Origin of the sequence: Streptococcus oralis (assembly GCF_026782375.1) — a bacterium.
GTDB classification, from domain to species: domain Bacteria; phylum Bacillota; class Bacilli; order Lactobacillales; family Streptococcaceae; genus Streptococcus; species Streptococcus oralis_CL.
The window spans coordinates 337,991-352,157 of the sequence record NZ_JAKUWJ010000001.1 but is presented as its reverse complement, the minus strand read 5'-3'; the positions used below and the strand labels follow the sequence as shown (position 1 = coordinate 352,157).

Sequence of the window (14,167 nt, the reverse complement as noted above, 5' to 3'; positions counted from 1 at the left end):
GCACAGACTAGTTCAAGTCTGTAAATGAGTATGGAAGTAACTCACCGACCGTCATCTCGACCGTCGTTTTATCTTTGGCGACAAGCGTCACCTTTAGATCTTGTTCAAAAAACTCAACCATGACTTGGCGACAAGCTCCACATGGTGAGATAGGTTTCTCAGTCTGACCGTAGACAATCAATTCTGAAAACTCCCATTGTCCCTCAGAGACTGCTTTAAAGATAGCTGTACGCTCCCCACAGTTAGTCAAGGGATAACTAGCATTCTCGATATTGACACCCGTATAAATGCTACCGTCCTTGGCAACTAAAACAGCTCCGATAGGAAAGTGAGAATAGGGCACGTAGGCATTCTTGCTGGCTTCAATTGCTAGTTCAATTAACTCAGTAGTCGCCATCAGCCAATTCTCCTTTTAAGATTGCTACACCAGCGGATGTTCCAATACGAGTAGCACCTGCCTCCACAAAGGCAAGAGCGTCTGCGTAAGAACGCGCTCCACCAGCAGCCTTAACACCCATATCAGGTCCCACTGTTTGACGCATTAATTTGACATCTGGCAGAGTTGCTCCTCCAGTTGAGAAGCCAGTAGATGTTTTAACAAAGTCTGCTCCCGCTTTTTGAGACAGCTGGCAGGCCACAACCTTTTCTTCGTCAGTCAATAAGCAAGCTTCAATAATAACCTTCACTAGCTTATCGCCACTTGCTTCTACGACAGCACGAATGTCTGATTCAACTAAATCACGATTTCCTGATTTGAGAGCTCCGACATTGATAACCATATCAATCTCATCTGCTCCATTTTGGATGGCTTCCTTGGTCTCAAAAGCTTTGACAGCTGAAGTTGTTGCTCCCAAAGGAAAACCAACTACTGTACAAACCTTTACATCTGAACCTTCAAGCTCCGCCTTTGAATAAGCAACCCAAGTCGGGTTAACACAAACACTGGCAAAGTCATACTCACGCGCTTCAGATAGCAAACGATCAATTTGTTCTTGACTTGCATCTTGTTTTAAAAGCGTATGATCTATATATTTGTTTAACTCCATATTCGGATTCTCCCTGATTTTATGAGATAATTTCTATAATTTCTCGTAAACTTTGCACTCCATCATTTATTTTAACATATTTTTGAAATTCTGTAACTAGTTCAGAAGAAATTTTTCCATTTGTATAAACTTTTGCAACAATTTCTCCTTTTTGAACGGAGTCACCAACTTTCTTTTCAAAAACAATCCCTGTTTCATAGTCCAAGTCATCAGACTTGACTGCACGACCAGCTCCTAATCGCATGGCATATAGGCCAAAATCCATAGCTGGAAGGGCTGAAATGACACCTGTCTCTTGAGCCGGGATATCCACTACATGGGCAACATTTACTGGGCGGTAGAGATCTTCTAGATCACCGCCTTGAGCCGCCACCATTTCCTCAAATTTGGCAAGGGCTTGCCCATTTTCAAGGTGTTGACGTACTTCTTCTACCGTCTTCTCAACATCTGCTAAACTAAGCATAATCTGAGCTAGTTCACAGATAAAGTGACTGATATCTTCTCGACCTTTTCCTTGAAGAATTTCGATTGCTTCTAGAATTTCGAGACGATTGCCAATAGCTCGACCCAAGGGCTGACTCATATCGGTAATAACTGCTACAGTCTTTCTTCCAACAGCCTTTCCAAGATCAACCATGGTTTGAGCCAATTCGCGTGCCTCCTCAACAGTCTTCATAAAGGCACCCTCACCGACAGTCACATCTAGCAAAATGGCATCTGCCCCAGCAGCGATTTTCTTACTCATGACAGAACTAGCAATCAAAGGAATCGTATCAACAGTCGCTGTCACATCACGAAGAGCATAGAGAAGTTTGTCTGCTTTAACCAGCTGGTCAGACTGACCAATGACAGATACACCAATATCTTGAACCTGTTTGATGAAATCCTCTTGACTACGCTCCACTTGGTAGCCCTTGATTGCCTCTAACTTATCCAAGGTCCCTCCAGTGTGTCCTAGTCCACGACCACTCATCTTGGCTACTGGAACACCAAAACTGGCTACTAAAGGAGCTAAAATCAAGGTCACCTTATCACCAACACCACCTGTCGAGTGTTTATCTACTTTGATGCCCTCTATGGCTGACAAATCAAACTCTTGCCCCGTCTTTACCATGTTCATCGTCAGGTCAGAAATCTCACGTGTGGTCATTCCTTTGAAATAAACCGCCATAGCAAAGGCAGACATTTGATAGTCTGGGACTGTTCCAGCCACATAGCCCTCTACCAACCACTTGATTTCACTTGAAGACAGTTCTTGACCATCTCGTTTCTTTTGGATTAAATCAACTGCTCTCATGATTTCACACTCTTAAGGATATAATACCCCTTGTCCTTCTTTATGATTTCACAATTTCCAAAAACTTCTTCCATCTTGCTTTTGGCACTAGGGGCACCCTGTTTTTTCTGAATAACGATTGTTAAGTCGCCATCGTCTTCCAGAAAATCCATGCTCTTTTCGATAATCTCATGAACAACTTGCTTGCCCGCACGAATCGGAGGATTGGAGATGACATGGTCAAATTTCCCTTCAACTTGCTCATAGATGTTGGATTGGAAAATAGTTGCTGAAACTTGGTTTCTCTCAGCATTTTTTCGCGCTAAGTCTAGAGCACGACTATTGATATCGACCATGGTTGCTTGAACTCCATAAGCCTTGACCAAAGAAATCCCTAAGGGACCGTACCCACAGCCGACATCTAGCACTCGCTCGCCTTTTTCAACCTCGAGGCACTTTAGTAAAAGCTGACTACCAAAGTCAATCATCTTTTTACTAAAGACACCTGCGTCCGTTAAAAAGGTCAATTTATGTCCCAGCAACTCTACTCTCAAGTCATGAATATCGTGAGCTGCATCAGGATTTTCTGCATAATACATTTTACTCATAAAACTATTTTACCATAATTTAAGGAAATATAAAATCGTTTACAAAGCTAAAATTCAACAAACAAACTAAAACTGTTATAATAATAATTAAAGAATTTCAGTATTATTTCCTCTATTTTTACCTTTTAGAGCAACTTATAGCAACTTTCAAGAATCAGAATGAGAAATATCGAATTTCGTTCTCTCTTTAGATGAGAAATATGATATACTAAGATATCGAACGAGGAAAGAATATGACCAACGAATTTTTACATTTTGAAAAAATCAGCCGTGAAACCTGGCAGTCCTTGCACCGCAAGTCAACTCCTCCCTTGACGGAAGAAGAACTAGACTCAATCAAGAGTTTTAACGATCAAATCAGCCTACAAGATGTGACAGATATTTATTTACCATTAGCTCATCTCATCCAAATTTACAAACGCACCAAAGAGGATTTAGCCTTTTCTAAGGGAATTTTTCTCCAAAGAGAGAGTAAATCTCAACCCTTCATCATCGGAGTTTCGGGAAGTGTTGCTGTTGGCAAATCAACGACTAGCCGACTTCTGCAAATCCTTCTGTCTCGTACAGTGACTGACGCCACTGTGGAGTTAGTGACGACTGATGGTTTTCTCTATCCCAATCAAACGTTAATTGACCAAGGGATCTTAAATCGCAAAGGTTTTCCAGAGAGTTATAACATGGAGGCCTTACTGAATTTTCTTGACCGCCTAAAAAATGGCCAAGACGTTGATATTCCTGTCTATTCTCATGAGGTTTATGATATTGTTCCTGGGGAGAAACAACGTGTTAAGGCTGCAGATTTTGTGATTGTTGAAGGAATCAATGTCTTTCAGAATCCTCAAAATGAGCGTCTTTACATCACCGACTTCTTTGATTTTTCCATCTACGTAGACGCCGCTGTCGAAGACATTGAAAGCTGGTATTTAGACCGCTTTTTGAAACTTCTCAGCTTTGCTCAAAACGATCCAGACAGCTACTACCACCACTTTACGCAAATGCCAATAGGGGAAGTAGAGTCTTTTGCCCACCAAGTATGGAGTGATATCAACCTTACAAATCTACAAAACTATATTGAACCAACAAGGAATCGGGCTGAGGTTATTCTCCACAAGGCTAAAAACCATGAAATCGATGAAATTTACCTAAAAAAATAATTTCCCCTTGTCAAAACATAAGTTTTCAGATATAATAGTATAGTTAGTAAATATGGAGGTAAGAACATTGGCAAACATTAAATCAGCTATCAAACGCGCTGAATTGAACGTTAAACAAAACGAAAAAAACTCAGCTCAAAAATCAGCTATGCGTACTGCTATCAAAGCTTTCGAAGCAAACCCTTCTGAAGAACTTTTCCGTGCTGCTAGCTCAGCTATCGACAAAGCAGAAACTAAAGGTTTGATTCATAAAAACAAAGCAAGCCGCGATAAAGCTCGTCTTTCAGCTAAACTTGCTAAATAAGAAACAGTCCACCGAGGCTGTTTTTTTGTCCTCCATTACGAAAAGGTAGAAAATGAAAATCGCAATCATCGGCTATTCTGGAGCTGGTAAGTCAACTCTAGCTGAGAACTTATCTAACTACTACTCCATACCCAAACTGCATATGGATACCCTCCAATTTCAACCAGGCTGGCAAGACAGTGATCGTGATTGGATGAAAACTGAGATGAAAAACTTCCTCACCAATCACTCAGACTGGGTCATCGATGGCAACTACTCTTGGTGTTATTACGAGGAAAGAATGCTGGAAGCTAACCAAATCATCTTTCTCAATTTTTCACCTTGGACTTGCTTACTGAGGGCCTTTAAGCGTTATCTCAAATACAGAGGTCAAGTTCGAGAAAGCATGGCTGCAGGTTGCCCAGAACGCTTTGACTGGGAGTTTATCAGATGGATTCTCTGGGATGGGCGGACCAAAACTGCTAAAGAACGTTATCAACGGGTTCAAGAAACCTATCCAGAGAAAGTAATTGTCCTCAGATCGCAAAAGGAGATGGACCACTTCTTAGAAAATCTCGTACATAACAAGAAAAACCAACGTGCCTAACGTTGGTTGTTTGCTTTTACCCAATCACACTTCCGTTTGGTACAGCTGGATCAACTGTGAGAAGGGTTAATTTGCCATCATGTTCAGCTGAGAGGAGTATATCAGAATAAGTATTTCATAAAATTATTAAACTCGAAAAAAAGCTCAAATGCTATCTGATTACTGAACATTTCACCTACTAATGAGAAACACTTGCCTCTACTCTATAATAATAAAAATCTTCATCATAATTTCCAGCTGATTGAGTAATAATTAATCGCGGTCGTGAGCTATCTGATTGATCACCCATTGGATTTTTAAAACCTATTTTAAACAATCCAATAGCAGCACTCGTAGGACCACTTTGTAAACTAACATATGGAACACTGCTCTTCTTAGATGAATCTTTTATTACTTTAATCCTATTTCCGTCCCCAGTTGTTCCATCAGAATTAATTATCAATTCCTTACCACGACCATTTCTCCATGTTCCAACAAGTGTTGAAATATCTCCATTTTCAATCGCTTCAATATCTAAATCAACTTCTAAAATTGAGTTATGTTGATAAAGTTTCCACCAATCCAATCTATACGGTCTAAGATAACTTTTCCCATAAAGAATTCTGTTCTCTTGAGTTTTGTCATTATCTGGTCCAGTTTCATTAGCAGGGATAAATGTTAACACTAACTCTTGCCCAATAATTGCATTTTTATTATCCCCTACAAAATAGACTTCATAATAACCATTATTTTTCTTCGGTTTTTTACTTTTATCTAGTTTGAATTGGGCATGTGTAGAACTACTCCAAAACAGCCAATTTCCCTCTTGTTTGGATATTTTGGGGAAGGCCGAAGTTTTATCTTCAAAATAATCTTCAGGACTGTACCCATACAAAGTAAAGTTTGATTCCGCTATTGCTTTTTCTAAATAGTCATTAGAGTATGTCCCTTCAAAAGAGCTTAAATCTCCTTGAAGAATATTATCCTTACTATTTTTAAAATAATCACTCCTACTAGCAAATACCATCTCATGATTCTTATTTCCGTCAGATAAGATGATTACCTTTAAAATGTTAGATGAATCATCTACATTATTAACTGAAATAGATATTTTAAAATCCTTGTTTCCGTCTGACTTATTAAATTCTGTAACAGAAGAACTATCGTTGTCATCTTCCTTCCAATCTGTAGAGAAGTCTCCAAATACATTACCTTCGTCTGTATTATATAAAATTCTCCAATTTTGACCATTCTTAACAACAGTAGCTTTCTCACCTGTAGAAGAAATATAATCACCTGAAATGTTCAAAACATCTGATTTTATTACTTTAGTAGTAGTTGATTGTACATCTTGTTTTTTACTTTCTTTACGATTTATAAATAAAGAAAATAAAAGAAAAATAACAAGTAGTAAAATAATACCCAAATAAAGAATAGTATTTTTCTTCATTCCCAATCTCCCAAATATTATTTATATTAGTAAAAAAACAGTTTTTCTATGTTAAAAATAGAAAACTGTTTTTATCTTTAAATTTTTACCCAATCACACTTCCGTTTGGTACAGCTGAATCAACTGTGAGAAGGGTTAATTGTCCATCATGTTCAGCTGAGAGGATCATCCCTTGGCTGACATATTTTTTCATCATCTTGCGTGGTTTGAGGTTGGCAACGATTTGGACTTTCTTGCCGACCAATTCTTGTTCGTTTGGATAGTATTTGGCAATTCCTGAGAGGATTTGACGGTCTTGACCATCACCAGCATCCAAGCGGAATTGAAGCAACTTATCAGAACCTTCCACTTTCGAAACTTCTTTGACTTCTGCGACACGAATTTCAACCTTATCGAAGTCTTCAAACTTGATTTCTTCCTTGTTTAGTTTAAGTTCGACTTCTTCTGGATTCCATTCTTTTTCAACGGTTGGTTTGTTGCCTTCCATTTGTTCCTTAATATAGGCAATTTCTTCTTCCATATCCAGACGTGGGAAGATTGGTGTTCCTTTAGCAACTACTGTTACATCTGCAGGGAAATCAGCCAGGCTCAAGTTTTCAAGGCTAGAAACTTCTGCTAGACCAAGTTGTGTCAAGACTGCACGACTGGTTTCCATCATAAAGGGCTCAATCAAGTGAGCGACGACACGAAGGCTAGCTGCCAAGTGGCTCATGACACTTGCTAATTGGTCACGAAGAGCTTCATCCTTGGCCAAGACCCATGGAGCAGTCTCATCGATGTATTTGTTGGTACGAGAGATAAGAGTCCAGACTGCTTCAAGAGCGCGTGGGTAGTCAACTGCTTCCATGTGTGTATGGTAGTCTGCGATTGATTGTTCTGCAACCTCAGCAAGAGCATTATCAAACTCTGTTACACCCTCTACATAGGCTGGAATTTGCCCATCGAAATACTTGTTGATCATGGAAACCGTACGGTTAAGGAGGTTTCCTAGGTCATTTGCCAATTCATAGTTGATACGGCCTACATAGTCCTCGGGAGTGAAGGTTCCATCTGAACCAACTGGAAGGCTACGCATGAGGTAGTAACGAAGTGGATCGAGACCATAGCGTTCTACTAACATTTCAGGATAAACGACATTCCCTTTAGACTTAGACATCTTACCGTCTTTCATGACAAACCAACCATGGGCAATCAAGCGGTCTGGCAATTTGATATCCAACATCATAAGAAGGATTGGCCAGTAGATGGAGTGGAAACGAAGAATATCTTTTCCAACCATTTGGAAGACTGTTCCATTCCAAAACTTATCAAAGTTACCGTGCTCATCTTGACCATAACCAAGAGCTGTCGCATAGTTAAGGAGAGCGTCAATCCAAACATAAACAACGTGTTTGGGATTTGATGGGACTGGTACTCCCCATGTAAAGGTTGTTCGAGAAACTGCCAAGTCTTCCAAACCTGGCTCAATGAAGTTGCGTAACATTTCATTAAGACGACCATCTGGAGTGATAAATTCAGGATGGGACTTGAAAAATTCGACCAAACGATCTTGGTACTTACTAAGACGAAGGAAGTATGACTCTTCAGAAACCCACTCCACTTCGTGACCCGATGGTGCGATACCACCCGTCACATTTCCAGCTTCGTCACGGAAAACTTCCGCAAGTTGGCTTTCTGTAAAGAATTCCTCATCTGAGACTGAATACCAACCAGAATATTCACCTAGGTAGATGTCATCTTGAGCAAGCAAGCGTTCAAAGACTTGCGCCACTACTTTTTCATGGTAGTCATCCGTCGTACGGATAAATTTATCGTATGAGATATCGAGCAATTTCCAAAGTTCTTTGACTCCAACTGCCATCCCATCAACATAGGCTTGTGGTGTAATCCCAGCTTCTTCTGCTTTTTGTTGAATCTTTTGACCATGCTCGTCAAGACCAGTCAGATAAAAGACATCGTAGCCCATCAGGCGTTTGTAACGTGCTAAGACATCACATGCAATGGTTGTGTAGGCAGAACCGATATGAAGTTTACCAGATGGATAGTAAATCGGTGTTGTAATATAAAAATTCTTTTCAGACATAATTTTTCCTTTCCAGGCTAATGAAACCTGTTTTTCTAACACTTAATTATATCATATTTTTAGTGATTTTCGATAGGAAAATCCATACAAAAACAAGACAGACAAATGTCCATCTTGTTTTTTCTGCTCTATATCTTATTCATAACGAAGGGCTTCGATTGGATCAAGCTTAGAGGCTTTATTGGCTGGCAAGACTCCGAAGATCATACCAACGCTGGCTGACACAGCCAAGCTAAAGAGAGCAATTGGGAGGGAAACCCCAACTTCGATACCTGCAATCATATTTTGCAATAAGATACCCGCTAACATTGTTAAGCCTGCTGCACTGACTAGACCGATGACACCACCTAGCAAGGTCAAGATCATGGACTCAATCAAAAACTGTACTAAGATATTAGCCCGTGTAGCTCCAAGAGCCTTCCGCAGACCAATCTCACGCGTACGTTCTGTCACCGAAACCAGCATAATATTCATAACACCTGTACCACCAACAAAGAGTGAAATCCCTGCAATGGCACTGATAACAGTGGTCATAAAGCCAAATAGTTGTTGTACTTCTTGGAAGGCGGCAGTTGCATCCGCAACTTGGTACTCCCCTTGTTGAAGACCTGCAATCTCAGTCAGTTTTCGAGCCAACTCTGGACCCAAGGTCTGCGTTAGACTAGTATCATTGACACGAAAAACAATATCCGAGATTTCATCGGTATTAAAATTGGCAGCGAGTGAGATATTGGTCGTAATTGGAAGTCCACCAATTCCAAAGGCTTTAGCAGTTTTAGCTTCATTACTAGTATAAACACCAATCACACGGTAACTAAACTCATTAACAGAGATAATTTGATTGATCGCGGCTTCTGGACTATCAAACAAACTCTTAGCTAGTTCTTCGTCCAACAAAATCACACTGGCAAATTCCTTGTAGTCTTGCGGTCTTAGACTTCTACCAGCAACGATCTCATTTTCAACTGCGTTCATGTAGGTGCTATTTCCACCAGTCAGAGTCGCCCGTTCAACCTTCTTATCCTTATAAGACAGGGTGACGTTAGTTGAGTTAGTGACATAGTAACTGTCTACTCCTTTGAGCTTGGCAGCCTCCTTGACCCAAGACTCCAGTGGTTTTGGTGGTTCAACATGAACATCCTCTTCTTTCCCACTGACCGTCAAAGCTGACTGGCGCTGAGTAAAGGAGCCGTCCTTGCTTTTGATAGGAGAGAAAAAGACATGGATATCCTTCTGTGATTTGGTCATGTTTTTATTGACCTGACGAGACATGGAGTCTCCCAGAGCCATGATGACGACGACAGACGAAACTCCGATGATAATCCCAATCATGGTGAGGAAGGAACGCATCTTGTGGGCCATGATGGATGAAAAGGCAAATTTCAGATTCTGCATCTTAGTTTTCCTCCTTTTCTACTGGTGCACTGTCTGATGAGATAACACCATCACGAATGACTATCTGGCGTTTGGCATAGGCAGCTATCTCAGGCTCATGCGTGACCATGATAATGGTCTTCCCTTCCTTGTTTAACTCCACCAACAGTTGCATGATTTGATTTCCTGTCTTGGTATCCAAAGCTCCTGTGGGTTCGTCTGCTAGGATGATAGATGGATTGTTTACCAAGGCACGCGCAATCGCTACACGTTGCTTTTGACCACCTGATAACTCGGAAGGCAAATGATGACTACGCTCAGTTAGCTCAACCTTTTCCAGAAATTCCTCAGCCAATTTCCGTCGTTTTGAAGCCGAAACACCAGCGTAAATCAAGGGCAATTCGACATTTTGAAGAGCATTGAGTTTGGACAAGAGAAAGAACTGCTGAAAGACAAAGCCGATTTGCTGGTTGCGGACCTTGGCCAGTTGTTTCTCTCCAAGACCTGCCACTTCTTGACCTTCAAGATAATACTCTCCACTGGTTGGTGTATCCAACATTCCAATGGTATTCATCAACGTAGACTTACCAGAACCAGATGGTCCCATAATGGCGACAAACTCACCTTCTTGAACTTCTAAGTTAATATTTTTTAGGACCTGCAGTTCTTGGTCACCATTTCGATAACTCCTACAGATATTTTTTAGACTAATTAGTTTCTTCATCAGCCTTCACCTCTTTTCCTTCTTCCAAGGAAGATGTTGGATTACTGATGACCTTGGCTCCGTCTGTCAAACCTGAAGTAATTTCTTGGTTGTCTGCGTCCGCATTCCCCAAAGTAACTTCTACCTTCTTCGCTTTTTTCTGGTCGTCAACGAGCCAGACATAGTTTTTGTCATTTTCGGTAACAACACTTGTTAAAGGAATAAGTATGGCTTTACTTTTGTTTTTGACTTCAACACTGACTGAGAAGCCTTGTTTCAACTCACCGATATCGCTAGTCACATCAACAGTATAAGGGTACTTAGATCCAGTATTCCCTCCAAGAGCTGCATTTGCTGCTTCTCCGTTGTTTTTAGGATAATCTGAGATATAGCTAATCTTACCAGTCCAGCTCTTATCTTGATAAACTTTAGAAGTAAAGGTAACTTCTTGACCTACAGAGAGGTTGGCAAGGTTGTATTCAGACAGCTCCCCTTTTACCTGTAAGTTTTCGTTACTTACGACATGAACCATCACTTGACTGCTACCAGTCGGTGATTTGGAAACATTACGATTAACTTCAACTACAGTCCCTTCTAGTGTACTGAGGACAGTTGCAGCATCTAGTTGAGCTTGAGCCTTGTTGAGCTGAGCCACAGCATCTGCACGGTTATCTTTGGCATCACTGATTTGAGAATCAATAGAGGATACGGAAGAAGTTTCGGCAGGCGCTTGTTCTGGAAGTCCAGCTTCAGTTGGAACTTGTGGCAAAACTGGTGCAGAGTTTGCATTTTCACGAGCCTTGTTCAACTCATTGATATGACGGTCGGCCTTTGCAACTGCTCGACTGGCTGCATCATAGGCAGCTTGGGCATCGGCACTGCTGTATTTGACCAAAGCTTGCCCTTCTTCGACCTTGTCTCCAACCGAAACGAGAATTTCATCTAAATCTCCCTTACTAGCATCAAAATAAACGTATTGTTCATTTTTTGCTGTGACGGTACCTGACAAGAGAACCGATGAGGCAACGGAACCTTCCTTGGCAACAACGATATGAGAGGTCTCATCCTGGACAACCGAATGGGATGGTTGTCTAAAAATCATAATCGCCGCAGCACTGATAACAATAGCACTTGCAACACCAATAGCAGTGAATAATTGCCATTTTTTTACCTTTTTTGTTCTTTTCATAGTTAATCTCCTTTTTCACTTTAAGCTTACAAAAACCATTATATCAAAAATACTAGACCCAAACAATGATCGTTCAGAGAGAAACAATGACAGTTCAGGAGAAATATTTCGTTCGGTATTTGTTTTTGGGTTATTGTACTAGATATATAATACACTATCTTTGTAAAATTGGCAAGTGTTTTTCTAATTTTTTTAAACGTAGCAGATTTTTGCATTCAAAAAGCAAAAACGATAGAATATGACTATCAAAGCTATAAGGAGTTTTCTATGAGAGAATATGATATCATCGCCATCGGTGGAGGGAGCGGTGGCATCGCCACTATGAACCGCGCTGGCGAACACGGTGCTAAAGCAGCTGTTATCGAGGAGAAAAAATTAGGTGGAACTTGTGTCAACGTTGGCTGTGTTCCTAAGAAAATCATGTGGTATGGAGCGCAAATTGCTGAAAGCTTCCACCACTACGGTCCTGACTATGGGTTTACGAGTTCAGATGTTCAATTTGATTTCGCAAAACTTCGTCAAAACCGTGAAGCCTACATCGATCGTGCTCGCTCATCTTATGATGGAAGTTTCAAACGCAACGGAGTTGATTTGATTGAGGGGCGTGCTCATTTTGTTGATTCTCACACTGTCAGTGTTAATGGTGAATTGATTCGTGCCAAGCATATCGTGATTGCGACTGGAGCTCGTCCAAGCATCCCAACTATTCCTGGAGCTGAACTCGGTGGTAGCTCAGACGATGTCTTTGCTTGGGAGCAACTTCCTGAATCTGTTGCTATCCTAGGCGCAGGCTATATCGCTGTTGAGCTAGCTGGTGTTCTCCATGCACTCGGTGTAACAACTGACTTGTTCGTTCGCCGTGATCGTCCCTTGCGTGGTTTTGACAGCTACATCGTTGAAGGTCTTGTCAATGAAATGGAAAAAACAGGCCTTCCTTTGCACACACACAAGGTACCCGTCAAACTCGAAGAGACGGAGCAAGGTATTACCATTCATTTCGAAGATGGTTCTAGTCATACTGCAAGCCAAGTTATCTGGGCCACTGGTCGCCGTCCAAATGTAGACGGGTTGGAGTTGGAAAAGGCTGGCGTTACACTCAATGAACGTGGGTTTATCCAAGTGGATGAGTATCAAAATACTGTTGTAGATGGTATCTATGCCCTTGGAGACGTTACTGGTGAGAAGGAATTAACTCCAGTAGCCATCAAGGCTGGACGTACCCTATCTGAACGTCTCTTTAATGGGAAAACAAGTGCTAAGATGGACTACACAACTATCCCTACTGTTGTCTTCTCCCACCCAGCAATCGGAACCGTGGGATTGACTGAAGATCAAGCTATCAAAGAATACGGCCAAGATAACATCAAAGTCTACAAGTCAAGCTTTGCATCTATGTACTCAGCCGTTACAAACCATCGTCAGGAATCACGCTTCAAACTCATCACCGCCGGTGCTGACGAAAAAGTTGTTGGTCTTCACGGACTAGGTTACGGAGTCGATGAGATGATTCAAGGATTCGCTGTTGCCATCAAGATGGGAGCGACTAAGGCTGATTTTGATGCTACAGTAGCTATCCACCCAACTGCTTCTGAAGAATTTGTGACCATGCGCTAATTATCTAAAGAGACCTGAAAAGGTCTCTTTTTACTTGCAAAATCCGCTGTTACAAAATTGTTACCTTATTATAAAAAATAGGTTGACTTTTTCTTCTGAATTAGTATAATAGTTACTATAATTTTGAAAAGAGGTTAACAGTTTTGAAAAAAGCTCATATCTATGCTATCCCTGCTATCGGTGCTGCTCTCATTGCCGTATTGGCACAAATCAGTCTCCCTATCGGTCCTGTACCTTTCACTCTGCAAAACTTTGCGATCGGTCTGATTGCTACTGTTTTTAGACCCAGAGAAGCTGTTTTATCTGTAGCTCTCTATCTCTTGCTGGGTGCCATTGGTTTACCTGTTTTTGCAGGGGGAGGAGCTGGATTTCACGTTTTAGTTGGTCCAAGTGCAGGCTATCTTTGGTTCGACCTTGTCTATGCGGGACTTACATCTTATCTCATCCATCAAAATAGTGGCTACATTCGCATTTTCCTAGCCAACCTCTTGGGTGACTCCCTCGTCTTTGTCGGAGGTATTCTCAGCCTCCACTTCCTTGCTGGGATGCCATTTGATAAGGCGCTTGCAGTAGGTGTCCTTCCCTTTATCCTTCCTGATCTTGGTAAAATCATTGCCATTAGTTTCATTGGTCGTCCCCTACTAGAACGATTGAAAAGCATTGCTTATTTTTCGAAATAAAAAGCTCAATCATCTTCTAATTTGAAGTTTCCAAACAGCTATGTTGATTGTTTTTCTATTTTGATTAAGAACACATAGTCACATAACCACCCTATCTTATAGAAAAAGAGAGAACGCTGTT

The 14,167-nt window shown here is 41.0% G+C and carries 14 protein-coding genes; 5 read left to right on the top strand and 9 right to left on the bottom strand.

The genetic code is table 11. The annotated features are described in order from the left end of the window. Nucleotides 1–7: 7 nt before the first annotated feature. From MK409_RS01680 to MK409_RS01665, 4 genes are read right to left on the bottom strand one after another with little or no spacing between them, the layout of a single operon-like run. Nucleotides 8–397, bottom strand: a complete 390-nt coding sequence (locus tag MK409_RS01680) for a cytidine deaminase (protein WP_268705115.1) — start codon at nt 395–397, stop codon at nt 8–10. Next, nucleotides 384–1,046 carry a deoxyribose-phosphate aldolase gene (deoC, locus tag MK409_RS01675; RefSeq protein WP_268705114.1) on the bottom strand — a complete coding sequence of 221 codons (663 nt, stop codon included), beginning with the start codon at nt 1,044–1,046 and terminating at the stop codon, nt 384–386. The genes MK409_RS01680 and deoC overlap by 14 nt, the downstream gene beginning before the upstream one ends. A gap of 19 nt (nt 1,047–1,065) precedes the next feature. Further along, nucleotides 1,066–2,343 (bottom strand): pyrimidine-nucleoside phosphorylase, encoded by a 1,278-nt coding sequence (locus MK409_RS01670; protein WP_268705113.1) that lies wholly within the window; start codon nt 2,341–2,343, stop codon nt 1,066–1,068. After that, the gene (locus tag MK409_RS01665; RefSeq protein ID WP_326845904.1) at nt 2,340–2,930 is read right to left on the bottom strand and encodes a class I SAM-dependent methyltransferase; all 591 of its coding nucleotides are present in this window, start codon (nt 2,928–2,930) and stop codon (nt 2,340–2,342) included. The genes MK409_RS01670 and MK409_RS01665 overlap by 4 nt, the downstream gene beginning before the upstream one ends. A gap of 233 nt (nt 2,931–3,163) precedes the next feature. On the opposite strand from MK409_RS01665, the gene coaA reads away from it, so the two are divergent. The 3 genes from coaA to MK409_RS01650 all read left to right on the top strand — a co-directional run bounded on the left by coaA (nt 3,164) and on the right by MK409_RS01650 (nt 4,974). Beyond that, a complete protein-coding gene (coaA, locus tag MK409_RS01660) occupies nt 3,164–4,084 on the top strand; it encodes a type I pantothenate kinase (protein WP_268705112.1) in 921 nt (306 codons plus the stop codon). Between the two features lie 67 nt (nt 4,085–4,151). Beyond that, nucleotides 4,152–4,388, top strand: a complete 237-nt coding sequence (gene rpsT / locus MK409_RS01655) for a 30S ribosomal protein S20 (RefSeq protein ID WP_001274000.1) — start codon at nt 4,152–4,154, stop codon at nt 4,386–4,388. Between the two features lie 52 nt (nt 4,389–4,440). After that, complete coding sequence (locus tag MK409_RS01650) at nt 4,441–4,974, top strand: DNA topology modulation protein (RefSeq protein ID WP_268705111.1); 534 nt, start codon at nt 4,441–4,443, stop codon at nt 4,972–4,974. 178 nt (nt 4,975–5,152) lie between these two features. Here MK409_RS01650 and MK409_RS01645 read toward each other — a convergent pair whose 3' ends face one another. The 5 genes from MK409_RS01645 to MK409_RS01625 all read right to left on the bottom strand — a co-directional run bounded on the left by MK409_RS01645 (nt 5,153) and on the right by MK409_RS01625 (nt 11,752). Beyond that, complete coding sequence (locus tag MK409_RS01645) at nt 5,153–6,403, bottom strand: DUF6287 domain-containing protein (RefSeq protein WP_268705110.1); 1,251 nt, start codon at nt 6,401–6,403, stop codon at nt 5,153–5,155. An 85-nt stretch (nt 6,404–6,488) separates the two neighbouring features. Continuing rightward, a complete protein-coding gene (metG, locus tag MK409_RS01640) occupies nt 6,489–8,486 on the bottom strand; it encodes a methionine--tRNA ligase (RefSeq protein WP_268705109.1) in 1,998 nt (665 codons plus the stop codon). A gap of 135 nt (nt 8,487–8,621) precedes the next feature. Then, entirely contained in the window at nt 8,622–9,881 is a 1,260-nt protein-coding gene (locus MK409_RS01635; RefSeq protein ID WP_268705108.1) for an ABC transporter permease, read from the bottom strand. Between the two features lies 1 nt (nt 9,882). After that, the gene (locus MK409_RS01630) at nt 9,883–10,584 is read right to left on the bottom strand and encodes an ABC transporter ATP-binding protein (protein WP_033629580.1); all 702 of its coding nucleotides are present in this window, start codon (nt 10,582–10,584) and stop codon (nt 9,883–9,885) included. Continuing rightward, nucleotides 10,568–11,752, bottom strand: coding sequence for an efflux RND transporter periplasmic adaptor subunit (locus tag MK409_RS01625; RefSeq protein ID WP_268705107.1), 1,185 nt, complete (start codon nt 11,750–11,752; stop codon nt 10,568–10,570). Before MK409_RS01625 ends, MK409_RS01630 begins: the two co-directional genes overlap by 17 nt. A gap of 267 nt (nt 11,753–12,019) precedes the next feature. On the opposite strand from MK409_RS01625, the gene gor reads away from it, so the two are divergent. Both gor and MK409_RS01615 read left to right on the top strand, forming a co-directional pair. Further along, the gene (gor, locus tag MK409_RS01620; protein ID WP_268705106.1) at nt 12,020–13,366 is read left to right on the top strand and encodes a glutathione-disulfide reductase; all 1,347 of its coding nucleotides are present in this window, start codon (nt 12,020–12,022) and stop codon (nt 13,364–13,366) included. Nucleotides 13,367–13,509: 143 nt separating this feature from the next. Beyond that, nucleotides 13,510–14,046, top strand: a complete 537-nt coding sequence (locus MK409_RS01615) for a biotin transporter BioY (RefSeq protein WP_268705105.1) — start codon at nt 13,510–13,512, stop codon at nt 14,044–14,046. The last annotated feature ends 121 nt before the right edge of the window (nt 14,047–14,167 follow it).